At 75.2% G+C, this 21,663-nt stretch carries 21 protein-coding genes and 1 pseudogene; 11 read left to right on the plus strand and 11 right to left on the minus strand.

From position 1 onward, the window contains the following. Positions 1-23: 23 nt before the first annotated feature. Together BLR12_RS02215 and BLR12_RS02220 are read left to right on the plus strand one after the other, a co-directional pair. Positions 24-992 carry an aldo/keto reductase gene (locus BLR12_RS02215; RefSeq protein WP_091374232.1) on the plus strand — a complete coding sequence of 323 codons (969 nt, stop codon included), beginning with the start codon at positions 24-26 and terminating at the stop codon, positions 990-992. 194 nt (positions 993-1,186) lie between these two features. After that, the gene (locus BLR12_RS02220) at positions 1,187-2,980 is read left to right on the plus strand and encodes a peroxidase family protein (protein ID WP_091372861.1); all 1,794 of its coding nucleotides are present in this window, start codon (positions 1,187-1,189) and stop codon (positions 2,978-2,980) included. 12 nt (positions 2,981-2,992) lie between these two features. Here the strand turns inward: BLR12_RS02220 and thpR are convergent, their stop codons facing one another. The 5 genes from thpR to BLR12_RS02245 form a co-directional block, all read right to left on the minus strand. After that, positions 2,993-3,553 (minus strand): RNA 2',3'-cyclic phosphodiesterase, encoded by a 561-nt coding sequence (thpR, locus tag BLR12_RS02225; protein WP_091372863.1) that lies wholly within the window; start codon positions 3,551-3,553, stop codon positions 2,993-2,995. Then, on the minus strand, positions 3,550-3,948 hold the full coding sequence (locus BLR12_RS02230) for a hypothetical protein (RefSeq protein ID WP_218120506.1): 399 nt from the start codon (positions 3,946-3,948) through the stop codon (positions 3,550-3,552). The genes thpR and BLR12_RS02230 overlap by 4 nt, the downstream gene beginning before the upstream one ends. A gap of 61 nt (positions 3,949-4,009) precedes the next feature. Then, positions 4,010-5,365: an MFS transporter gene (locus BLR12_RS02235; protein ID WP_091372865.1), complete on the minus strand. Its 1,356-nt coding sequence runs from the start codon at positions 5,363-5,365 to the stop codon at positions 4,010-4,012. Beyond that, positions 5,362-5,796 carry a MarR family winged helix-turn-helix transcriptional regulator gene (locus BLR12_RS02240; RefSeq protein WP_091372867.1) on the minus strand — a complete coding sequence of 145 codons (435 nt, stop codon included), beginning with the start codon at positions 5,794-5,796 and terminating at the stop codon, positions 5,362-5,364. The genes BLR12_RS02235 and BLR12_RS02240 overlap by 4 nt, the downstream gene beginning before the upstream one ends. Before the next feature lie 37 nt (positions 5,797-5,833). After that, positions 5,834-7,351: an NCS2 family permease gene (locus BLR12_RS02245; protein ID WP_091372869.1), complete on the minus strand. Its 1,518-nt coding sequence runs from the start codon at positions 7,349-7,351 to the stop codon at positions 5,834-5,836. Between the two features lie 149 nt (positions 7,352-7,500). Here BLR12_RS02245 and BLR12_RS02250 point away from each other — a divergent pair, with 149 nt between their 5' ends. After that, entirely contained in the window at positions 7,501-7,722 is a 222-nt protein-coding gene (locus tag BLR12_RS02250; protein WP_091372872.1) for a DUF2530 domain-containing protein, read from the plus strand. A 147-nt stretch (positions 7,723-7,869) separates the two neighbouring features. On the opposite strand, the gene BLR12_RS02255 is transcribed toward BLR12_RS02250, so the two are convergent. After that, positions 7,870-8,667, minus strand: a complete 798-nt coding sequence (locus tag BLR12_RS02255) for a DUF3027 domain-containing protein (RefSeq protein WP_091372875.1) — start codon at positions 8,665-8,667, stop codon at positions 7,870-7,872. Between the two features lie 88 nt (positions 8,668-8,755). Here BLR12_RS02255 and BLR12_RS02260 point away from each other — a divergent pair, with 88 nt between their 5' ends. Continuing rightward, on the plus strand, positions 8,756-10,345 hold the full coding sequence (locus BLR12_RS02260) for an MFS transporter (protein WP_091372877.1): 1,590 nt from the start codon (positions 8,756-8,758) through the stop codon (positions 10,343-10,345). Next, the gene (locus BLR12_RS02265) at positions 10,342-10,824 is read left to right on the plus strand and encodes a DUF2771 family protein (RefSeq protein WP_091372879.1); all 483 of its coding nucleotides are present in this window, start codon (positions 10,342-10,344) and stop codon (positions 10,822-10,824) included. Before BLR12_RS02260 ends, BLR12_RS02265 begins: the two co-directional genes overlap by 4 nt. A 302-nt stretch (positions 10,825-11,126) precedes the next feature. On the opposite strand, the pseudogene BLR12_RS24985 reads toward BLR12_RS02265, so the two are convergent. Further along, a pseudogene (locus BLR12_RS24985) lies at positions 11,127-11,312 on the minus strand (cold-shock protein); the annotation flags it as partial. A 219-nt stretch (positions 11,313-11,531) separates the two neighbouring features. Between BLR12_RS24985 and BLR12_RS24220 the strand changes: the two are divergent. Then, complete coding sequence (locus BLR12_RS24220; RefSeq protein ID WP_176832307.1) at positions 11,532-11,687, plus strand: hypothetical protein; 156 nt, start codon at positions 11,532-11,534, stop codon at positions 11,685-11,687. Here BLR12_RS24220 and BLR12_RS02275 read toward each other — a convergent pair. Next, positions 11,674-12,240: a nucleotidyltransferase family protein gene (locus BLR12_RS02275; protein ID WP_091372882.1), complete on the minus strand. Its 567-nt coding sequence runs from the start codon at positions 12,238-12,240 to the stop codon at positions 11,674-11,676. The two genes, BLR12_RS24220 and BLR12_RS02275, sit on opposite strands and share 14 nt — an antisense overlap. A gap of 76 nt (positions 12,241-12,316) precedes the next feature. Between BLR12_RS02275 and BLR12_RS02280 the strand changes: the two genes are divergently transcribed. After that, positions 12,317-13,090, plus strand: a complete 774-nt coding sequence (locus tag BLR12_RS02280) for an endonuclease/exonuclease/phosphatase family protein (RefSeq protein ID WP_091372885.1) — start codon at positions 12,317-12,319, stop codon at positions 13,088-13,090. A gap of 231 nt (positions 13,091-13,321) precedes the next feature. Here BLR12_RS02280 and BLR12_RS02285 read toward each other — a convergent pair whose 3' ends face one another. From BLR12_RS02285 to BLR12_RS02295, 3 genes are all read right to left on the minus strand, one after another. Then, positions 13,322-14,977, minus strand: a complete 1,656-nt coding sequence (locus BLR12_RS02285; RefSeq protein WP_091372887.1) for an AMP-binding protein — start codon at positions 14,975-14,977, stop codon at positions 13,322-13,324. 2 nt (positions 14,978-14,979) lie between these two features. Beyond that, on the minus strand, positions 14,980-15,195 hold the full coding sequence (locus BLR12_RS02290; protein ID WP_091372889.1) for a hypothetical protein: 216 nt from the start codon (positions 15,193-15,195) through the stop codon (positions 14,980-14,982). Positions 15,196-15,332: 137 nt separating this feature from the next. Further along, a complete protein-coding gene (locus BLR12_RS02295; RefSeq protein ID WP_091372892.1) occupies positions 15,333-15,860 on the minus strand; it encodes a hypothetical protein in 528 nt (175 codons plus the stop codon). Positions 15,861-15,912: 52 nt separating this feature from the next. Here BLR12_RS02295 and BLR12_RS02300 point away from each other — a divergent pair, with 52 nt between their 5' ends. From BLR12_RS02300 to BLR12_RS02315, 4 genes are all read left to right on the plus strand, one after another. Continuing rightward, positions 15,913-18,171 (plus strand): helicase C-terminal domain-containing protein, encoded by a 2,259-nt coding sequence (locus tag BLR12_RS02300; protein WP_091374238.1) that lies wholly within the window; start codon positions 15,913-15,915, stop codon positions 18,169-18,171. 94 nt (positions 18,172-18,265) lie between these two features. Beyond that, the gene (locus tag BLR12_RS02305; protein WP_091372894.1) at positions 18,266-19,951 is read left to right on the plus strand and encodes a DNA repair helicase XPB; all 1,686 of its coding nucleotides are present in this window, start codon (positions 18,266-18,268) and stop codon (positions 19,949-19,951) included. A 143-nt stretch (positions 19,952-20,094) separates the two neighbouring features. Then, positions 20,095-20,379 (plus strand): hypothetical protein, encoded by a 285-nt coding sequence (locus BLR12_RS02310; RefSeq protein ID WP_091372897.1) that lies wholly within the window; start codon positions 20,095-20,097, stop codon positions 20,377-20,379. A 97-nt stretch (positions 20,380-20,476) separates the two neighbouring features. Continuing rightward, positions 20,477-21,649 carry a DUF3592 domain-containing protein gene (locus BLR12_RS02315; RefSeq protein ID WP_091372898.1) on the plus strand — a complete coding sequence of 391 codons (1,173 nt, stop codon included), beginning with the start codon at positions 20,477-20,479 and terminating at the stop codon, positions 21,647-21,649. Positions 21,650-21,663: the final 14 nt, after the last annotated feature.

Raw genomic sequence — 21,663 nt, forward strand, 5'->3', positions numbered from 1 at the left:
GGAGCCTGCCAGGGTGGGAGTCCATGGAGTACACGCACCTGGGGCGCAGCGGCCTGTCGGTCTCCCGCCTCTGCCTGGGCACGATGAACTTCGGCTGGAAGACCGAGGAGTTCGACGCCCACGCGATCATGGACCGGGCGCTGGCCGAGGGCGTCAACTTCTTCGACACCGCCAACGTCTACGGCTTCGACGCCGGCAAGGGCCGCACCGAGGAGGTGCTCGGCAGCTGGTTCGCCCGGGGCGGCGAGCGCCGCGAGAAGACGGTGCTGGCCACCAAGGTCTACGGCTCGATGACCGACTGGCCCAACGACACCTTCCTCTCCGCCCGCAACGTCGTCCGCTCCTGCGAGGCCTCGCTGCGCCGGCTGCAGACCGACTGGATCGACCTCTACCAGTTCCACCACGTCGACCTCTCGACGCCGTGGGAGGAGATCTGGCAGGCCTGCGAGACGCTGGTCGCCCAGGGCAAGGTGCTCTACGTGGGCTCGTCCAACCACGCCGCGTGGCAGATCGCCGCGGCCAACGAGGCCGCCGCCCGCCGGCACTTCACCGGCCTGGTCAGCGAGCAGTCGCACTACAACCTGCTGACCCGGCACGTGGAGCTCGAGGTGCTGCCGGCGGCCCGGCACTACGGCGTCGGCATCATCCCGTGGAGCCCGCTGGCCCAGGGGCTGCTGGCCGGTGTGCTCGGCGACCAGGCCGGCGACCGCCGCCACCTGGAGCGCAACCGGGAGCGGATCGAGCGGCACCGCCCCGCGCTGCAGGCCTACGAGGACGCCTGCCGGGAGTGGGGCTCCGCGCCCGCCGACGTGGGGCTGGCCTGGCTGCTGCACCAGCCCGCGGTGACCGCGCCCATCGTCGGGCCGCGCACCATGGAGCAGTTCGAGGGCTCGCTCGCGGCGCTGGACGTGCAGCTCGACGCGGCCCAGCTGGCCCGGCTCGACGAGATCTTCCCCGGTTACCAGGCGGCACCGATGGAGTACGCCTGGTGAGCTGAGCCGGGCTTCGGCCGCACCGCGTGACCGCCCGGGCACGAAGCGCGACACGCCGCCCCCTGGACCCCCAGGACTGGGGGACCGGGTCCCCCTCTGCCGCGTGTGCCCGGTGCCCCTCCCTCCCCCGGAGCCTCGGATCCCACGAGAGCGGCCGTGGGGGCGGGCTCTCCGACGCCGGGGGGCGGGTGCGCGTGCACGGGTACGGGGACGAGACGGCCGGGGTGTGCCCGTTCAGCGGGGCGGGTGCCGGCGACGGCGGGACGGCGCGCAGCGGGGTCGGCCGGCGCACGGTGCTGGCGGGGCTCGCGACCCTCGCGGCGCTGCCGGTCCTCGGCGGCACCGCCCAGGCGGCACCGGCCCGCCGGACGCCGACGGCCCCGCCGCCGCCGCCGAAGGCCCCGGCCCGCAAGCCGCGGGCCGCCCGCGGCGCGCACGCCGTCGGCAACCCGCGCGGCAGCGACATCGCGGTGCGCGCCGACCGGGACAAGGAGGCCCGGTTCGGCGTGATGTTCAAGAAGCTGCCGGCCTTCTCCCCGCCGGACGCCCTGCTGACCGCGCTGGCCGTCGCCATGAACGACGGCAAGGCCCCGCTGTCGGACGTCAAGGACTCCGACGTCGCCTCCGACATCGCGGGCATCCCGGCCGGCTACATCTACCTCGGCCAGTTCATCGACCACGACATGACGCTGGACAAGACCCCGCTGACCCAGCAGCAGCAGGACCCGCGGGCGATGACCAACTACGACACGCCCCGCTTCGACCTGGCCAGCGTGTACGGCAAGGGACCGGCCGGCAGCCCCGAGCTCTACGACCCGGCCCGGCCGGGCTACCTGCTCTGCAACGACCACGAGGGCGTGCGCGACCTGCCCCGGGACGAGGTCGGCGCGGCCTACCTCGGCGACCCGCGCAACGACGAGAACCTCATCGTCGCCCAGCTGCACGCGGTCTTCCTGCGGCTGCACAACAAGCTGCGCGACGAGGGGAAGGGATTCGAGCAGGCCCAGCAGCTGGTCCGCTGGCACTACCAGTGGCTGATCGTCAACGACTACCTGCCGCGCATCGTCGGCCGCGACGTGGTCGACCGGCTGGTGCGCCGCCGCCGCGGCGGGCCGATCGAGTTCCTCGGGCGGTTCTACAAGCCGCGCAACCCGCGCCGGCCGTACATGCCGGTGGAGTACTCCGGCGCTGCGTACCGCTTCGGGCACAGCATGATCCGGGCCGAGTACGAGGTGCACGACCAGCACACCGTGCCGATCTTCGCCAACGAGGGCTACCAGGACCTGCGCGGCAACCGCCCGGTCCCGGCCGACCTGTGGATCGACTGGAACTACTTCTTCGAGGTCCCCGGCATGAGCACGCCCGACGACCGCAACATGTCGCGGAAGATCGACGCCCAGCTCTCGCTGCCGCTGTCCACGCTGCCGCCCACCGTCGTGGCCCCCACCGCCGGGGCGATCGTCTCGCTGGCCGAGCGGAACCTGCTGCGCGGCAAGCGGCTGGGCCTGCCCTCGGGGCAGGACGTCGCCGCCGCGATGGGCCTCAAGCCGCTGACCAACCAGCAGCTCGGGCTCACCGACCCGGGCTGGAAGGGCAAGGCGCCGCTCTGGTTCTACGTGCTCAAGGAGTCCGAGCTGCTCGGCGGCGACCGGCTGGGCCCGGTCGGCGGCACGATCGTCGCCGAGGTGATCCTGGGCCTGATGGCGTGCGACACCAGCTCGTACTTCACCGCGAACCCCGGCTTCGACCCCGGCGCCGGGTACTCCATGGGGCACTTCCTGCTGTGGGCCGACGCCATCGACCCGCGGGCCTTCGAGGTGCCGGAGGAGGAGGAGCTCCCCGAGGCGGAGGAGCCCGCCGACGGCGAGGTGGAGGACGAGGCGCCGCACGAGGAGGAGCCGGAGGACGGCGAGGAGCCCGAGCCGCTGGAGCCCGGCGAGGCGCCGGACCCCCAGGCGACCTCCCCCGTCCCCGGTCCCATCGGCTGAGCGGACCGCCCGTCAGGGGCCGACCGGCCAGGCGGCCACCCGGTCGTAGCGGGGCGTCGGGCCGAGGTGGCTCTCCAGCAGCTCCACCTCGGTCACCGGCCACTCCGGCCCGCAGTGACCGGCCAGCCGCTCGGGCAGGTCGCCGTCCCCCGGCCGGCCCGGGCGCCAGCGGCCGAGGGTGAGGTGGGCGCGGAACGGCCGGTCCTCGACCGGCAGACCGAGGCCGCAGGCGACCGCGGCCAGCCGGCCGGCGAGACCCCGCAGCGCGTCGTCGTCCCCGGTGACCCCGGCCCAGAACACCTGGGGACGGCGGCGCGAGCCGAACCGCCCGCCGCCGGCCAGCCGCAGCGCCAGCGGCGGGGTGGCCGTCACCGCGGGCCCGGCCGCGGTGACCAGCCCGGCCACGCGGTCGGCGGGCACGCCGCCGAGGAAGAGCAGGGTCAGGTGCCAGCGCTCCGGCGGCGTCCACCGCGGCGCCCCCGGCGCCTCCCGCAGCGGCGCCAGCGCCCGGTCGAGCTCGGCCAGTGCCGCGGCCGGCGGGGTGACCGCGAAGAACAGCCGCCGGCCGCTCAGTCCGGCACCACCAGGCCGGCGGTGGCGAGCGCGGTCTGCACCCGCAGCCGCTCGACGTCGCGGGCCCGCCCGGGCGGGACGGCGTCCAGCGTCTGCGGGACCTCCAGCAGCCGCGCGGCCTCGACCAGGACGTCGTCGTAGGCGGCCTGCAGCCCCCGGCGGCGGGCCATCGGGGCACCGGCCGGCACGCGGACGAGCTGCGCGCTGAGCCGGCGGAGGTCGGCGGCCACCCGCTCGAGCGGCCGCCCGGCCGGCACGGCCGGCTGCTCCTGGCGGCGGCGGAGCACCCGCGGCAGCTCCGCGGAGCCGAACACCAGCCGGGCCACGTAGCCGGCGAGGGCGACCGAGCCGACCACGCCGCCGACGATCGCGCCCAGGTGGAGCAGCGAGGTCACCATGTCGCCTCCGGGGACGACTCGGGAGTGGTGGCCGTCACGGTACGACGCGGCGGCGGCCTCAGCTGTCCTGCGTGCCCGGGACCTCGCCCGCCGCCGCTTCCGCCGCCGCCCGGACCCGTGCCGGCGGCACGGCGCGCGGCCCGACGCGGAGCTGCACCCACGGCGGGACGGCGTGCGTCTCCAGCCGGACCCGGCGTCCGCGCGCCAGCCACACCGCGGCCACGGCACCCGCGGTCACCGCGACGGTCCCGCCGAGGACGAACCCCCAGGGCGCGCCGAAGCGTTCGGAGACCCAGCCGATCAACGGGGCACCGAGCGGCGTGCCGCCCAGGAAGCACACGAAGTACAGCGCCATGACCCGCCCGCGCAGCTGCTGGTCGACGCCGAGCTGCACGAAGCTGTTGGCGGCCACGCTGAACACCAGGCCGGCCGCGCCGGTGGGCACCAGCAGCGCGGCGAACGACCAGTACGTCGGCATCAGCCCGCAGGCGATGCAGAACAGCCCGAACACGACCGCCGCGACGACCAGGAAGCGCTGCCGCGGCCGGGTGCTGCGCCGGCTCGACAGCAGCGCGCCGGACAGCGACCCGAGCGCGAAGCAGGTGGTGAGCAGCCCGAACGCCTGGGCGCCGAGGTCGAACACCTCGCGCGCCATGAGCGCGATGGTGACCTGGGAGTTGAACGTGAAGGTGCCCAGGACCAGGGCCAGCCCCATGGCCAGCCGCAGGTCCGGGCGGGCCCAGGCGTAGGCCAGCCCCTCGCGCAGCTGGCCCCGGGCCCGCGCCACCGGGGGGCTCGAGTGCAGCTCGCCCGGCCGCATGCGCAGCAGCGCGCCGATGGTGAACGCGAAGCTGGCGGCGTTGACCAGGAACGCCGGCGCGGTGTCCCCCGACGCCGCGCCGATGAGCAGCCCGGCGACCGCGGGGCCGACCAGCCGGGCCCCGTTGAAGATCGTGGAGTTGAGGCTGACTGCGTTGGGCAGCAGCTCCGGGCCGACCAGCTCCGCGACGAATGCCTGCCGCACGGGTGCGTCGATCGCGGAGACCGACCCGAGGGCGCCGGCGAGGACGAAGACGTGCCACAGCGCGACCGCGTCGCCGGCGACCAGCACGCCCAGGAGGAGGGCGAGCAGGCCCATGAGCGTCTGGGTCGCCACGAGCATGCGGCGCTTGGGGTAGCGGTCGGCGAGCACCCCGCCGTACAGGCTGAGCAGCAGCGTGGGGCCGAACTGCAGCGCGGTGACCAGCCCGAGGGCCACGCCGTTGTCGTCGGAGAGCTGGAGGACCAGCCAGTCCTGGCCGATGCGCTGCATCCAGGTGCCGGTGAGGCTGACCAGGTTCGACGCGGCGTAGAAGCGGTAGTTGCGGACGCGCAGCGACCGGAACACCCCGGTGTCCTCAGCTCCCCCGCTCACCCACTCGCCAGCTTCTCCATGATGACCGCGGCGTCGCGCAGCACCGCCCGCTCCTCGGCGCTCAGCTGCTGCACCCGCTCGGCCAGCCAGGCCTCGCGGGCGCGCGCCTCGGCGCCGAGGAGCTCCTCCGCGGCCGGGGTCAGGTCGATGACCACCTGCCGCCCGTCGGTCGGGTGCGGGCTGCGGGTGACCAGGCCCATCCCCTCGAGCGCGACGACGACCCGGGTCATCGACGGCGGCTGCACCCGCTCGTGCGAGGCCAGCTCACCGGGGCTCATCGCGCCGTGCCGCTGCAGCGTGGACAGCGCCGCCAGGTGGGTGAGCGTGACCGACTGGTCGACCCGCTGGTAGCGCAGCCGGCGGGAGAACCGCATGACCGCCAGCCGCAGGTCGTGGGCGAGCGCCGCGGTGTCCAGCGTCGTCCGGGTCACGGTTGCCCAGCCTAACGAGTCGCTCCCGGTCAGCAGCTCAGAAGAGCTGCTGCAGCGGCTCCAGGGCGAAGTAGACGACGAACAGGACGGCGATGACCCACATCAGCGGGTGCACCTCGCGGCCGCGGCCCACCGCCGACCGCAGCAGCACGTAGCTGACGATGCCGGCGCCGATGCCGTTGGTGATCGAGTACGTGAACGGCATGAGGGCGATGGCCAGGAACGCCGGGATGACCAGCGACATGTCGTCCCACGCGAGGTTGCGGATCTGGCTGATCATCAGCGCGCCGACGATGACCAGTGCCGGGGCCGCGGCCTCCGACGGGACGACCTGCACCAGCGGGGTGAAGAACATCGCCAGCAGGAACAGCACGCCGGTGACGACGCTCGCCAGGCCGGTGCGCGCGCCGTCGGCCACACCGGAGGCGCTCTCGATGTAGGTCGTGTTCGACGAGACGCTGGCCGCACCACCCGCGGCGGCGGCCACCGAGTCGACCAGCAGCACGGGCTGCGACCTGGGCAGGTTGCGCCTCTCGTCGAGCAGGTCCCCCTCGGCGCCGACGGCGGTCACCGTGCCGACGGTGTCGAAGAAGTCGGCGATCATGATCGAGAAGACGATGAGCAGGGCGGCGATGACGCCGATCCGCTCGAACCCGCCGAACAGCGAGAAGTTCCCGATGATCGAGAGGTCGGGAGCGCTGACCACCTGGTCGGGCAGGCTCGGCACCTGCAGCGCCCAGCCACGGTCGTCGACCGCCCCGTCAGCGCCGAAGCGCGGCCCGATCCCGGCGATTGCCTCGACGACGATGGCGATGACCGTCGTGACGACGATGCCGATGAGCAGCGCACCCTTGACCCGGCGGACGACGAGCACGCTGGTGAGCAGCAGGCCGATCACGAAGACCAGCAGCGGCCAGCCGGCCAGCTGACCGTTGACGCCGAAGCTGATCAGCGGGGTGCCCGGCCGGATGACGCCGGCATCGGCGAGCCCGATGATCGTGAGGAAGAAGCCGATGCCGACCGCGATCGCCGTCTTCAGCTGCGGCGGGATCGCCTCGAAGACCGCCTTCCGGAACCCGGTCAGCACCAGCACGGTGATGAGCAGGCCCTCGAGGACGACCAGGCCCATGATCTCGGGCCAGGACAGCTGGGTGGCCGCGTAGACGGCGACGATCGCGTTGATGCCCAGGCCGGTCGCCAGCGCGAAGGGGTACCGGCCGACGACGCCCATGAGGATGGTCATGACGCCGGCGACGAGCGCGGTCACGGCGGCGACCGCGGCGAACGGCAGCGTGGCCCCGGTGACGTCCTCGCCCGACAGGATGATCGGGTTGAGCACCACGATGTAGGCCATCGTGAAGAACGTGGTCAGCCCGCCGCGCAGCTCGCGGACCATCGTCGACCGGCGGGCGCTGATGCCGAAGTAGCGGTCCACGCCGTTGCTGGGTCGCACGCGCGGGCCCTCGCTGCGCCGCGGAGACCGGGTCTCGGCGGCGACGTCGGCCGGCGTGCCGCCGTCGGTGGTGCCCGGGGACGGGCGGGACTTCTCTGCCATGACGACTCTCCGGGCGCACGGCCGGCGAGCCGGCGACGGGGGAGCGCGCCGGCTGACCGGTGGGGACTGGCGATGAGCGGCGACAGCGTGCCACACGCGTGTTCCGGCCGGGTGTCCTGTGCGAGGCCCGCGCGTCCTAGGGTCTGGCCGTGCCCCGACCGGTGAAGCAGGCTCCTCCTCCATTGCGCGTGGACACCGCGCGGGTGGTCCTGGCCGGGACGGCGGTGTGGGTCGTGGCGCTGGTGGTCCTGCTGCTGCTCGGTGACCGGGTGGACCGGGTCTGGACCTGGACCTGCCTCGCCGGCATCGCGCTGGCCCTCATCGGGCTGGGTGTCATGCGCCTGCAGGGCCAGCTCGGCCGCCGGGACTGAGCCGACCGGCGTCCGCGGGCCGCGGAACCGACTCTCGCGCCGTTCCTGCCGTCCTCGCGCCCGTGCACCAGCGCGAGGGCGAGGGCGACAGCGCGAGAGTGAGCGCGAACCGGACCCCGGCTCAGGTCGGCGGGCAGCCCGACGAGGTCAGAGCACGTCGAACGAGCCGGTGTCGTAGCGCGCCGAGCGCACGACCTCCGCGTCGTCGTCGGCCACGAGCGTCGCCTGGCTGTGCGCGCCGCAGCCGTAGTCGACGGTGACCACGCGCCCGTCGGCCGGGGCGTAGACGTTGCCGCAGGCGCCGAGGGCGTGCCGCAGCGAACCGGCCAGCGGCAGGAAGAAGCCGCAGGTGCCGCAGGGGCCGGGGGCCTGGCGGGCCATCGCCGAGCGGGGACCGAAGTCGCCGGCGTTCCAGCGGGCCACGGTCTCCTCGCGCCCCTCCCGGGACATGACCCGCTCCCGGCCCAGGCCGATCTCGGAGGCGACGACGGAGCCCTGCGGGTCGTCGGCGGAGTCGTCGTCGACGGTGTAGGCGGGGACCAGCCGGGGGTCGTCCTCGGTGGCGGGCAGCACGTCGCCGACCGACAGGTCGCCGGGGCGCAGCCGCTCGTGCCACGGCACCCAGGCGGGGGCCAGCAGCGCCTGCTCGCCGGGCAGCAGGACGACCTCGTCGACGGTCACCTGCTCCTCGCCGGGCACCCGGGCGAGCGTGACCGCCCAGTACCAGCCGACGTAGCCGGGCAGCCGGCTGGCGAAGGAGTGCGTGACCACCTCGCCCAGATCCCCCTCGACCGGCACGGCGGACGGCGTCTCGGGCCTGGCGCCCAGGTGCTCGCCGACCAGGTCGGGGGCTCCGGCGGTCTCGACCGCGGCAGCGCGTGCCTGCTCGACCGCGGTGCTGGGCGCGCCGCTGCCCGCGGCGGCAGGGTCGGGGAACTCGGCCACGGCGTCATTCTCCCTGACGCCCGTGGGCGGCGGTCGGTGCGGGGGCCGGTGTCGGCGTCCTCCCAGGTCGGTGCGGCACCATGGGCCCGTGTCGTCGTCCCGCCCGCCCGGCGCCCGCCGCCGAGCCCTGCGCCGGCACCCGGCCCCGCCGGCGGCTCCGGGGACGCAGACCGCACCCCTCGCCGGGTCGCGCCCGGCCACCCGCCCCCTGCCGACGGCCGGGCCCGGGCCGCAGCCGTGGAACGGGGACGACACCGACACCGACACCGACACCGACACCGACACCGACACCGACACCGACACGATGCCGCCGGCCACCCCCGCCCCGCCGCCGCGGAAGCCGACGGTCACCCGGGTCGCCGCCGCCCGCACCCGGGAGCTGACCGGGGCCGCCGTCCGCCGGGTGCAGACCGCCAGCCGGGCCGACGGCGCCGGCCAGAGCGGGCTGGCCCAGCTGCTGTGGGTCAACGCCCTGCACATGGCCGGCGACGCGATGATCGCCGTCTCGCTGGCCGGCACCCTGTTCTTCGCCGCGACCACCGACGCCCAGCGCAGCAACGTCGCGCTCTACCTGCTGGTGACGATGGCACCGTTCGCAGTCGTCGCCCCGGTGATCGGGCCGCTGCTCGACCGGCTGCAGCGCGGCCGCCGGTGGGCCATGGCCGTCAGCCAGCTGGGGCGCGCCACCCTGGCGCTGGTCATGGCCGCGCACTTCGACGACTGGTGGCTGTACCCGGCGGCGCTGGGCGTGCTGGTGCTCTCCAAGGCGCACAACGTGCTCCGGGCCGCGGTGGTCCCCCGGGTGCTGCCCGGGGCCATGTCGCTGACCTCGGCCAACGCGCGGACGTCGGTGTTCGGCCTGCTCACCGCGGGCGTGTTCGGCGCGGTCGGCGCCGGGCTGGCGTGGGCGGTGGGGTTCACCTGGCTGCTGTGGGCCACCGCGGTGGTCTTCGCCGTCGGCGCGGTGCTCGCGGTGCGGCTGCCCCGCCACGTCGACGTCCCCACCGGTGAGCTGCCCGCCGACGTGCTCTCCACCGCCCCCCAGCCCGTGGTGACCGGGCGCGGGCGCCGGCCGGTCAACCCACGGGTGGTCGTGGCGCTGCGGGCCAACGCCGCGCTCCGCGGGCTCGGCGGGTTCCTGACGATCTTCTCGGCGTTCCTGGTCCAGGCCACGGTCGAGGGCGGCTGGCAGGGCACGCTCGCGCTGGGCGCGGTCGCGGGGGCCGCCGGCCTGGGCAGTGTGCTGGGCACGGCGGTCGGTTCGCGGCTGCACCGCGTCGACCCCGACCGGGTGGTGCTCTGGTCGGCCGGCACCGCCGCGGCGATCACGGTGGCCGCCGCGGTGTTCTACAGCTTCGCGATGGCCGCGGTCGTCGCCGGCGTCGCGGCCGTGGCCAACGCGCTGGGCAAGGTCGCCCTCGACGCGATCATCCAGCGCGAGGTGCCCGAGACCCTGCGGGCCTCGGCGTTCGCCCGCTCGGAGACCGTGCTGCAGCTGTCCTGGGTCGTCGGCGGCGCGCTGGGCATCGCGCTGCCGCCGACCGGGTGGCTCGGCTTCACCGTCGCCGCCGCCCTGCTCGTGCTCGCCGTCGGGCTGGTGCTCTGGGGGCCGCGCCGCCGTGCGGTCACCCCGACCGCGCCCATGACGGCCACCGACCCGCTGGGCGGGCTCTCGTGAGACGGGTCGTGCTACCGGCCGCCGTCCTGCTGCTGGCCGGCTGCGGTGGCGAGCCCGCCGGGCCCCAGGACGTCACCGTCGAGGCCGGGCCCCAGCAGGTGCAGGCCGCCCCGACCCAGTACTGCGTGGACGGCGAGGGCCAGCGCTACTCGATCACCCCGCCGATCATCGAGGTGTCCCCCGACACCACGATCCGGCTCACCGTGCCCGAGGCCGTCGCCGAGAACGGCTGGAGCGTGCAGGTGTTCGACGAGGGGCTCGAGAGGCTGCTCGGCGAGGTGCCCGTCGACGCCGGGACGACCGTGTTCGACGAGATCAACACCTCCGACGTCGTCCCGCCGGCGTTCTACCTCGTCGTCGTCGAGGACGCCGTCGAGGCGTGCGACGGCTTCAGCGGCGCGTGGCCGATCGGCTTCGTGCGCGCCGGCGGCGCCCAGGGCGGGACGGCGACGGAGCCGACGCCGTCCGCGCCCCAGTAGGAGGACCCCGTCCTCCCCACCCCTCGCGAGCTCGGGGCGGTGCCCTGGACGGGGCCGGAGCGGCCCCCAGCGGGGGGCAAGGGGGTCCTTCTTCAGTGCTCCAGGTCGGTCGCGACCGCGCGCAGCACCGAGGCGACCTTGCGGGCCACCGGACGGTCGGGGTGCCGGCCGTGCCGCAGCCCGGTGGACACGTCGTCGAGGAGCTTGATCAGGTCCTCGATGATCGGGACCAGGTCGTCGGGCTTCTTGCGGGTCCGCTCCGCGTGCGCCGCCGTCACCGAGGGCAGCGGGTCGAGCACCCGCACCTGCAGGGCCTGGTCGCCGCGTCGCCCGGCGACGATGCCGAACTCCACCCGCTGCCCCGGCTTGAGCTCGGCGGTGCCGGCCGGGAGGGCGTCCTTGTGCACGAAGACGTCCGGGCCGTCCTCACGGGAGAGGAAGCCGAACCCCTTCTCCGGGTTGAACCACTTGACTCTGCCGGTGGGCACGTTGATCCCTCAGTCGCTCGCGGGTGACCCGGCACCGGGCCGGGCGGACGGTCGCGGCACGATCAGCCGCTGAGCCCCAGGTTAGTCGCCGGACGGCGGCGGCCCACCGGTATTGCGCGGGCGGCCTCCGGGAGCTGCCCACCCTGACGCGGTGCCGCCCCCGGACCACCCGACCACCGGTTCACGCCGGCCGACGAGCGGACGCTGCTGGGCCTCGGGGTGCTGGGTGGGCCGGCGCCGCTGCGGGCGCGGGCCGCGGAGCGGGCGCTCGACCGCGGGACGGCGGTGGCGGTGCCGCGGCTGGTGCTGCTGGCCACCGCCGTCGTCGTCACCGCGTCCGGCGTCGCCCTGGTCGCGGTGCTCAGTCCCCGCTGAGCGGCTGCACGATCCCCAGCCGGTCGAGCAGCACGAGGAAGACCGCCGCGAAGTCGTTGCCGGCCACCTCGCGGCGCACCCGCTCCCAGTCGACCTGCTCCCGCAGCGCGCGGGCCACCGGGAGCAGCCGCCCGTAGTCGCAGTAGTGCTCGTCGAGGGCCATGAGCTTGGTGACGACGAGGTCGGTGGCCTGGAGCACGGGCATGTGCACCGAGAGCACCGGCAGGTCCTCGGCCCGGTCGATGAGGTCCTGCTCCACCGGGATGCCGCAGGTGCGCCACAGGACGTCGACGAACGAGTCGCCCTGCACCACCTTGGTCAGCCAGTCCTCCGCCGGGTCGACGACCTCCAGGCCCGCCTCGGCGAGCACCTTGGCGGCCCGCTCGGCCTCCGCGGCCGGGACCAGGAAGTCCGCGTCGTGGTCGGGCTCCGGTGCCCCGCGCACCCAGGCCGCGTAGCCGCCGCACAGCGCGAAGGGGACGTCGCCCTGTTTGAGCGCGACGGCCACGCGCTTGAGGAGGTCGCGGATCTCGTCGCGGTCGGAGGGCAGCACGGGGTGCCTGCTACCCGGGGTGCGCCCGGCCGAACACGGCGGTGTGGACGTCGGCTCGCGGGGCACAGGAGCCCCCGTGCGGATCGCGACCTTCAACATCCTCCACGGGCGCTCGCCGGACGACGGCCGGGTCGACGTCGAGCGCCTGGCCGCTGCCGTGAAGACCCTGGACGCCGACGTCCTCGGGCTGCAGGAGGTCGACCGCGACCAGCCCCGGTCGCTCGGCGCGGACCTCACCGCGGTGGCCGCGGAGGCGATGGGCGCGGTGGACTCCCAGTTCGTGGCGGCGCTGCACGGCACCCCCGGCGGCACCTGGATGGCCGCCACCGGCGAGGAGCAGCCGGGGTCGGCGACCTACGGCATCGCGCTGCTCTCCCGCTACCCGGTGGTCTCCTGGCGGGTGGTCCGGCTCCCCGCGCTGCGCAGCCGGGTGCCGGTCTGGTTCCGCGGGGCGCCCCGCCCGAAGCTGGTGGGCGACGAGCCGCGGGTCGCCGTCGCCGCCGTCCTGGAGGGGCCGTCCGGGCAGTTCACGGTCTGCAACACGCACCTGTCGTTCGTGCCCGGATGGGGCGCGCTGCAGCTGTCGACGCTGGTGCGCTCGCTCACCGGCACGCGCGAGCCGCTGGTGCTCATGGGCGACCTGAACATGCAGGCCGGCCAGGCCGTGCGGGTCAGCGGGCTGCAGCCGATGGCACCGGCGCGCACCCCGACCTTCCCGGTCGACGAGCCCACCCGGCAGCTGGACCACGTGCTGGCCCGCGGCCCGATCAGCGCGACCGGTCCGGCCGAGTCGGTGCGGCTGCCGCTGTCGGACCACCGGGCCCTCGTGGTGCCCTGTGCACCCGCCTGACCTGCGCCGAGCCCCTCGCGCCCGGGCGTGACCCCCTCCGCGCCGCCGGGTCACCGGGACCCCTCCCCCCGAGAGCGCGACGCACACACCGCAGCAGGGGCGGAACCCCTCCTCCCGGAACCTCGGCCCCTGCGCACAGGGGGAAGCAGGGGCCTAGGTCCTGCGGAGGTGGCTCCTCCGCCGACCCGGGCCGGTCGGGAGCCCCGCGGCGGATCTCCGGGGGCTCGCCGTTCAGGCGTTGCGGACGGCGGCCGCGGACTCCAGCCCGAGCTCCCGCACCGACACCTCGCGCATCTCGACCTTGCGGACCTTGCCGGTGACGGTCATGGGGAACGCGTCGACGACCTTCACGTACCGGGGCACCTTGTAGTGCGCCAGCTTGCCGGCGCAGAACTCGCGCAGCCCCTCGGGGGTGAGCGGCCGGGCGCCCTCGCGCAGCCGCACCCAGGCCATGAGCTCCTCGCCGTAGCGCTCGTCCGGGACGCCGATGACCTGGGCGTCGAGGACGTCGGGGTGGGTGTAGAGGAACTCCTCCACCTCGCGCGGGTACACGTTCTCCCCGCCGCGGATGACCATGTCCTTGATCCGGCCGACGATGTTCAGGTAGCCCTCGGCGTCCATGACCGCGAGGTCGCCGGTGTGCATCCAGCGGGCCGCGTCGATGACCTCGGCGGTCTTCTCCGGCTCGTTCCAGTAGCCGAGCATCACCGAGTAGCCGCGGGTGCAGAACTCCCCCGGCGTCCCGCGCGGCACGGTCAGCCCGGTGTCGGGGTCGACGACCTTGACCTCCAGGTGCGGGTGCACCCGGCCGACGGTCGAGGTGCGCCGGTCCAGGTCGTCGTCCGCGCCGGTCTGGGTGGAGACCGGCGAGGTCTCGGTCATCCCGTAGCAGATGGTCACCTCGGTCATGCCCATCTCGGCGACCACCCGCTTCATCACCTCCACCGGGCACGGCGAGCCGGCCATGATCCCGGTGCGCAGCGAGGAGAGGTCGTAGGAGGCGAAGTCGGGCAGCGCGAGCTCGGCGATGAACATCGTGGGGACGCCGTACAGCGACGTGCAGCGCTCCTCCTGCACCGCCCGCAGCGTGGCCGCCGGGTCGAAGCCGGGTGCCGGGATGACCATCGTCGCCCCGTGGCTGGTGGCCGCGAGGTTGCCCATGCCCATGCCGAAGCAGTGGTAGTAGGGCACCGGGATGCAGATCCGGTCGGCCTCGGTGTAGCCGCAGCCCTCGCCGACGAAGAAGCCGTTGTTGAGCAGGTTGTGGTGGGTGAGCGTGGCGCCCTTCGGGAAGCCCGTCGTCCCCGAGGTGTATTGGATGTTGATCGGGTCGTCGGCCGACAGAGAGGCCTCCCGCTCGGCCAGCCGGCCGCGGTCACCGGCCCGGCCGGTGGTCACGAGCTGCTCCCACTCCGGGGAGCCGAGGAAGACGACCTCGCGCAGGTCGGGGCACTGGCCGCGGACCTCGCCGACCATCGCCCGGTAGTCGCTGGTCTTGAACGCCGGCGCGCTCACCAGCACCGAGATGCCGGCCTGCCGCAGCACGTAGGCCAGCTCGTGGGTGCGGTAGGCCGGGTTGATGTTCACCAGGATCGCGCCGAGCTTGGCCGTCGCGTACTGGACGAAGGCCCACTCCGCGCAGTTGGGCGCCCAGATGCCCACCCGGTCGCCCTTGGCGACACCGAGCGCGTCCAGCCCCAGGGCGACCGCGTCGACCTCGGCGACGAACTGCGGGTAGCTGAAGCGGCGACCGGTGGCGCACTCGACGAGCGCCTCGTGGTCGCCCACCCGCGCCGCCGTCCGGTCCAGGTTGGCGCCGATCGTGTCCCCGAGCAGGGGAACGGTCGAAGTACCACTGCTGTAGGACGGCAGCGCGGGCGTCGGCATGGCTACTCGCCCGCCTGGACGCCGGCCCGGTTGGGCTTGTCGGTCGGGTGGGCGTACCGCAGGCGGCTGGGCGGCAGCGGGAAGTCGTGGTCCTCGCCGAAGGGCGACAGCGGCCCGGCCGACTCCGCGGTGAGCTCCGTCACCGGCGCGCCGCCGTCGTCCGACTGACCCCAGGTGGGCTCCACCAGGTGCTCGTGCTTGCTGTTCCGCTTGGCCATGTCGCCGTGTCCTCCGTGCTCCGCTGTCCTGCGGTGCACCGCCCGGTGCCCGCGTCGGCCTGCATCTTGTCCGATGCGGTACCCCGGATGCACGCACCTGTCCCATCCGCCGAGTCCTGCGGGCCGCCTCTGGCGGGTCAGCGGCGGGCCACCCGCCGCGCGCCGTAGACGGTCGGGACGCCGTCCGCGGTGAGCACCCACTCCCGCTGCCCCACCGGCGCCGCGCGCACCACCGCGTCGTGCAGCTGCTGCACCGCGCGCGTCCGCCAGACGGCGGTGCTGGTCAGCCGCAGCCGCACCGGGTCGGCCGTGGGGTCGAGCTCGTCGTAGCCCTCCGGCTCGAAGGCCAGCACCGCGGGCCCGGCCACCCGCAGCACCCCGGTCTGCCACGGCACGGTGCGCAGCGCCCGCCACCAGCGGTGGTACCGGAGCAGCGCGCCGGCGCCCGCGACGGCCGCGACCGCCCCGACGAAGACGAGCGAGACCACCAGCAGACCGGCCAGGGGCAACTGACGGCCGGAGTCGCGGGCGATCGTCACCGCGGCGGCGGCGAGCAGCACCCCGAGGACGACGGCGATCAGCCCGCCGGCCAGCCAGCGGACCGCACCGGCCTGGTAGCCGGTCAGCGCGGCCCGGGTCCGGGGGTCGTCGGCGGCCGGGGTCACGCCTCCATGCTGGCAGGAGCACCGGCCGGCCCGGCGACGTAACGTGGACCGGATGTCCTCGCCCGCCCCCGCGACGCTCGCCTCCTGGCTGCGCACCCGCAGCGACGAGCAGCTCGGTGCGCTGCTGGCCGCGCGGCCCGACGTGGCCCGCCCCGCGCCCTCCGACGTCGTCGCGCTCGCCAGCCGGCTGGCGGTGCCCGTCTCGGTCGACCGCGCCCTCGACGAGCTGGACGCCGCGACCCTCCAGGTGCTCGACGTGGTGCTGCTCGCCGACACCGACGGGGTGGACGCCGCCGACCTGCCCGCCGCGCTGCCCGAGGTGCCCGACGAGGTGCTCGCGGCGGCGGTCGACCAGCTCACCACCCGGGCGCTGCTCTGGGGGGACGACGTCCTGCACGCGCCCGAGCCGGTGCGCCGCGCCGTCCGGTACCCAGCGGGTCTGGGGCGGCGGGCGGTCGAGCTGCGGCTGACCCTCCCGGCGGACCTGCCGGTGGCGCTGGCCGAGCTGCCGGCCGAGGAGCGCGAGGTGCTGGAGCGGCTGGCCGGCGACCGGCCCGTGGGCCACCTCCCGGACACCGACGGCCCCGGCTCCTCCCCCGCCCGCCGGCTGCTGCAGCGCGGGCTGCTGGCGCGCATCGACGCGCTCAACGTGGAGCTGCCGCGCGAGATCGGCCTGCTGCTGCGCGGACCCCGGCCCTTCGGCCCGCCGCGGGTGCGCCCGGAGCCGCCCGGCCTGGAGCGCGACCCCGCCGTCGTCGACCGGCAGGCCGCCGGCGCGGCGATGGAGGCGATCGGCCGGGTCGGCGAGCTGCTGACCCTGCTGGAGGAGGAGCCGGCCGGCCTGCTGCGCAGTGGCGGCGTCGGCGTCCGCGACCAGAAGCGGCTGGCCCGCACGCTGAAGGTCCCCGAGCCCGAGGCCGCGTGGCTGCTGGAGCTGGCGTTCGCCGCCGGCCTGCTCGACGTCGGCGGGCCGCACCGCGACGAGTGGCTGCCCACCCGCACCTTCGACCTGTGGCGCGAGCAGGAGCTGCCCGACCGCTGGGCGACCCTCGCGGCGGGCTGGCTGGCCGCCGTCCGGCTGCCCTCGCTGGCCGGCCAGCGCGACGTCGCGGGCAAGGCGGTCAACGCGCTGTCCCCCGACCTGGTGCGGCACACCGCCCCGGCGATCCGCCGCTCGGCACTCAGCGCGCTGGCCGAGTACCCGCCCGGCTGCGGCGTCGCCCCCGACGACCTGGTCGCGCTGCTGCGCTGGCGCACCCCGCGGCGGGCCGACCGGCTTGCCCCGGTGCCCGACCTGCTGGCCGAGGCCGCGCGGCTCGGGATCGTCGTCGGCGGGGTGCTGTCGGCCGGTGGCCGCGGGCTGCTGGCCACCGGCGAGGACGGCGCCGCGACGGGCATGCGCGGGCTGCTGCCCGACCCCGTCGACCACGTGCTCGCCCAGCCCGACCTGTCGCTGGTGGCGCCGGGCCCGCTGGTCGCCGAGCTCGCCGACACCCTCGCCGTCGTCGCCGACGTCGAGTCCTCCGGCGGGGCGACGGTGTTCCGGGTGTCGGAGGGCAGCGTCCGCCGCGCCCTGGACGCCGGCTGGTCGGCCACCGACCTGCACGACTTCTTCACCCGCGCCTCGCGCACCCCGGTTCCGCAGGCGCTGGACTACCTGGTGGACGACGTGGCCCGCCAGCACGGCCGGCTGCGGGTCGGGGCGATCGAGAGCTACGTGCGCTCCGACGACCACGGGCTGCTCTCCCAGGTGCTCAACGACCGGCGCACGGCGGCGGCCGAGCTGCGCCGGCTGGCCCCCGGCGTGCTGGTCAGCGGGCTGGGCGCCGACGAGGTGCTCACCGTGCTGCGCGAGGCCGGGTACGCCCCCGCCGGCGAGTCCCCGGGCGGCACCGTCCTCACCCGCCCACCGGCCCGGCCGCGCGCCGCGGGCCGCCGTCCCGGGGGCTCGGCCCCGCAGGCGCCGCGGCCGCTGACCGGCGACGAGCTGGCCGCCACGGTGCGCGAGGTCCGGGCCGGGGACGCCGCCCTCGCCGCCCGCCGCGGTGAGGCGGTGCGCCAGGTGCCGGGGGTGACCACGGCCGGCACGCTGGAGCTGCTGACCCGCGCGGTGCGCGAGGGCGTGCCGGTGTGGCTGGGCTACGTCGACGCGCAGGGCAGCGGCAGCCAGCGCGTCGTCCAGCCGGTGTCGCTGGCCGGGGGCTTCCTGCAGGGCTACGACGAGCGCCGCGGGGAGAGCCGCACCTTCGCCGTCCACCGGATCACCTCGGTGGCGCTGGTGGAGGACGACGACCTGGCCCCGTCGTCCTGACCTCGGCCGGGAAGGACCCGTCGGCCCCGGTGGTTACCGTGTCGGAGGCCCTGCGCGGCCGCCAATCCCCTCACCGCCTGCCGAGAGGTCCCGCGTGTCTGACGGCCCCCTGATCGTCCAGTCGGACAAGACCCTGCTGCTCGAGGTCGACCACCCGCTGGCCCGCGACTGCCGCGCGGCCATCGCGCCGTTCGCGGAGCTGGAGCGCTCCCCCGAGCACGTGCACACCTACCGGGTGACGCCGCTGGCGCTGTGGAACGCGCGCGCCGCCGGGCACGACGCCGAGCAGGTCGTCGACGCGCTGGTGCGGTACTCGCGCTACCCGGTGCCGCACGCGCTGCTGGTCGACGTCGCCGACACCATGGACCGCTTCGGCCGCCTGACGCTGGCCAACGACCCGCTGCACGGGCTGGTGCTCACCACCTCGGACCGCGCGGTGCTGGAGGAGGTCATCCGCAGCAAGCGGGTGGCGCCGATGCTGGGCGCGCGGATCGACCAGGACACGGTCGTCGTCCACCCGTCGGAGCGCGGGCGGCTCAAGCAGGCGCTGCTCAAGGTCGGCTGGCCGGCCGAGGACCTCGCCGGCTACGTCGACGGGCAGGCGCACCCGATCGAGCTGGACCAGGCCGGCTGGCACCTGCGGGACTACCAGCAGGAGGCCGTCGACGGCTTCTGGGCCGGCGGCTCGGGCGTCGTCGTCCTGCCCTGTGGAGCGGGCAAGACGCTGGTCGGCGCCGCGGCGATGGCCGAGGCGAAGGCGACCACTCTCATCCTGGTCACCAACACCGTCGCCGGGCGGCAGTGGAAGCGGGAGCTGATCGCCCGCACCTCGCTGACCGAGGAGGAGATCGGCGAGTACTCCGGTGAGCGCAAGGAGATCCGCCCGGTCACGATCGCGACCTACCAGGTGATCACCACCCGCCGGAAGGGCGAGTACCGGCACCTGGACCTGTTCGACGCGCAGGACTGGGGCCTGATCGTCTACGACGAGGTGCACCTGCTGCCGGCGCCGATCTTCCGGCTGACCGCCGACCTGCAGTCCCGCCGGCGGCTCGGGCTGACCGCCACGCTGGTGCGCGAGGACGGCCGGGAGGACGACGTCTTCTCCCTCATCGGCCCGAAGCGGTACGACGCCCCGTGGCGCGACATCGAGGCCCAGGGCTACATCGCGCCGGCCGAGTGCATCGAGGTGCGGGTCGCCCTGGACGACGAGGAGCGGATGACCTACGCGGTCGCCGAGCCCGAGGAGCGCTACCGGATCGCCGCGACCGCCTCGTCCAAGCTGCCGGTGATCCGGCGCGTGCTGGAGCGGCACCCCGACGAGCAGAAGCTGGTCATCGGCGCCTACCTCGACCAGCTCGACGAGCTCGGCCGCGCGCTCGACGCCCCGGTCATCCAGGGGTCGACGACCAACCGGGAGCGGGAGAAACTCTTCGACGCCTTCCGCGCCGGCGAGGTCAAGACCCTCGTGGTGTCCAAGGTCGCCAACTTCTCCATCGACCTGCCCGAGGCCGCGGTCGCCGTCCAGGTGTCGGGCACCTTCGGCTCCCGGCAGGAGGAGGCCCAGCGGCTCGGCCGGGTGCTGCGGCCCAAGGCCGACGGCCGGCAGGCGCACTTCTACACGGTGGTCAGCCGCGACACCCTGGACGCCGAGTACGCCGCCCACCGCCAGCGCTTCCTCGCCGAGCAGGGCTACGCGTACACGATCGTCGACGCCGCCGACCTGGCCGGTCCCGGCGAGGTCGGCGGCCCCGACTGGGTGGACGAGCCCGCCGACTGACGCCGGCCGGCCCCTCTGGCGCGCAGCACGCCCGCCGGTCGCCGCACCGCCTCGGCGATCCGCGCGGGGGTGTTCGTCGTGGACGTCCGCGGTTCCCGTCGCCCAGGGGTGCCTCCGCGGCCCCGCCGTCGTAACCTGCCCGGATGGCCGACCTGACGGACCTCGTGCGGCGCCGCCTCTGGGAGCTCGGCCGCAGCCCCGACCAGGCGTCCCAGCGGACCGGCTGGCTGATCCCGCCCGCCACCATGGGCAAGCTGGCCCGCAGCGGCCGCAGCTTCATCACCGAGGGCCTCGCACGTCCCCTGGCCCGCGCACTCGACGTCACCGAGAACCGCGTCCGCCGCGCCGCAGGACTCGCGCAGGTGCCGGACCCCCGCGCCGACATCAGCACCGGACCCCACCTCCGGCTGGTCGGCAGGGACTGCTGAGCGGGGAGGACATCGAGTCCGGACCCCGGTGGGCGAGCCGGCCGGCTGAGGCCGTCCTCGACTTCAGGCGCGGCGCACGGGAGCCGATCTCGTCCCCGTGCGCTTCCGTTCCCCCCGTCGGCCGTGGTGGGCGATCGGGTCGATCGCGCTCGGCGCGCTGGGGCTCTCCTTCTTGGCCAGCCTCTACGTCACCGGGTACACGGCGACCGTCACCGTGACCGGTGGCGACGGCGCCGGGTTCTGCGACGTCGTCTGGGAGGACCCGTCGGGACGCGTGCTCAGCGGGGAGTCCGACTGCTACGACGAGCCGGCGGGCAGCCGGTTCCAGGTCCGGGTGTCGGGCTGGCCGGACGCCGGCGAGCCGACCCTGACCGAGACGTACGTGGGCCTGGGACTCGTCCTCGGCCTGCCGCCGATCGCCGCAGGCGCGGCACGGCTCTGGTACCTGGCCCGACGGCGCACGCTCGTCCCGATGCCGCACCTGGCGACGCCGTCCGCGCTCGAGGGCGGCCACGGCGCCGCCCTCTCGGTCGAGCGGACGACTGCAGACCTGGCCCGGGCCACGCGGAGAGCCGGTGCCGTCGCGGCCCTGGGTGCGGCGGGTGCCTGTGCCGTGGTGGCGCTCGCCGCCGTCGAGATCGCGGCCGACGAGGACCTGCGGGCCGTCGGCGTGACCACGGTCGGGACCGTCCTGCGCGTCGACCACGACGACGACTGGAGCTCGGGAGGCGCGTCGGTGCGGTTCACCGCCGATGGCGTGACCCGGGCGCGGTACGTGTCCCTGGGTGGCTACGCCGACGACTACGTCGAGGGTCAGGTCGTGGACGTCGTGTACGACCGCTCCGACCCGGACCGCTTCATCGTCGACGACGCGCTCTACGCGCCTGCGTGGACCGGCTGGGCCCTGGCCCCCGCGCTCCTCACGGCCTTCGCGGCCGGCCCTCTCGGCGTCTGGCGGCTGAGCGTCCACCGCCAGGTCCGCCGCGTGCTGGACGGACGGGTGTGGACTCCGGTGCGCGTGCGGGTCCTGCCGGACGGCGAGGACCGCTACAGCTTCACCACGGCCGACGGGGTGGTCTGGCGGTCGGTGCGGTACGGCGACTGGCCCGAGCCCAACCGGGAGCCGCTCGAGCGCTCCGGCTGGGGGCTGCCCGACGAGGACCCGGCCGACGTCCCGTACGACCAGGAGGCCTGCTGGGTCTGCGACGGCGAGCACGCGGTCTTCTCGCCGGACCAGGGGCCGCCGCTCGTGCTGGCCCGCCGTGTCTGACGGGTCGTGCACCG

The sequence above is a fragment of the Geodermatophilus sp. DSM 45219 genome (assembly GCF_900104025.1).
GTDB lineage: Bacteria > Actinomycetota > Actinomycetes > Mycobacteriales > Geodermatophilaceae > Geodermatophilus.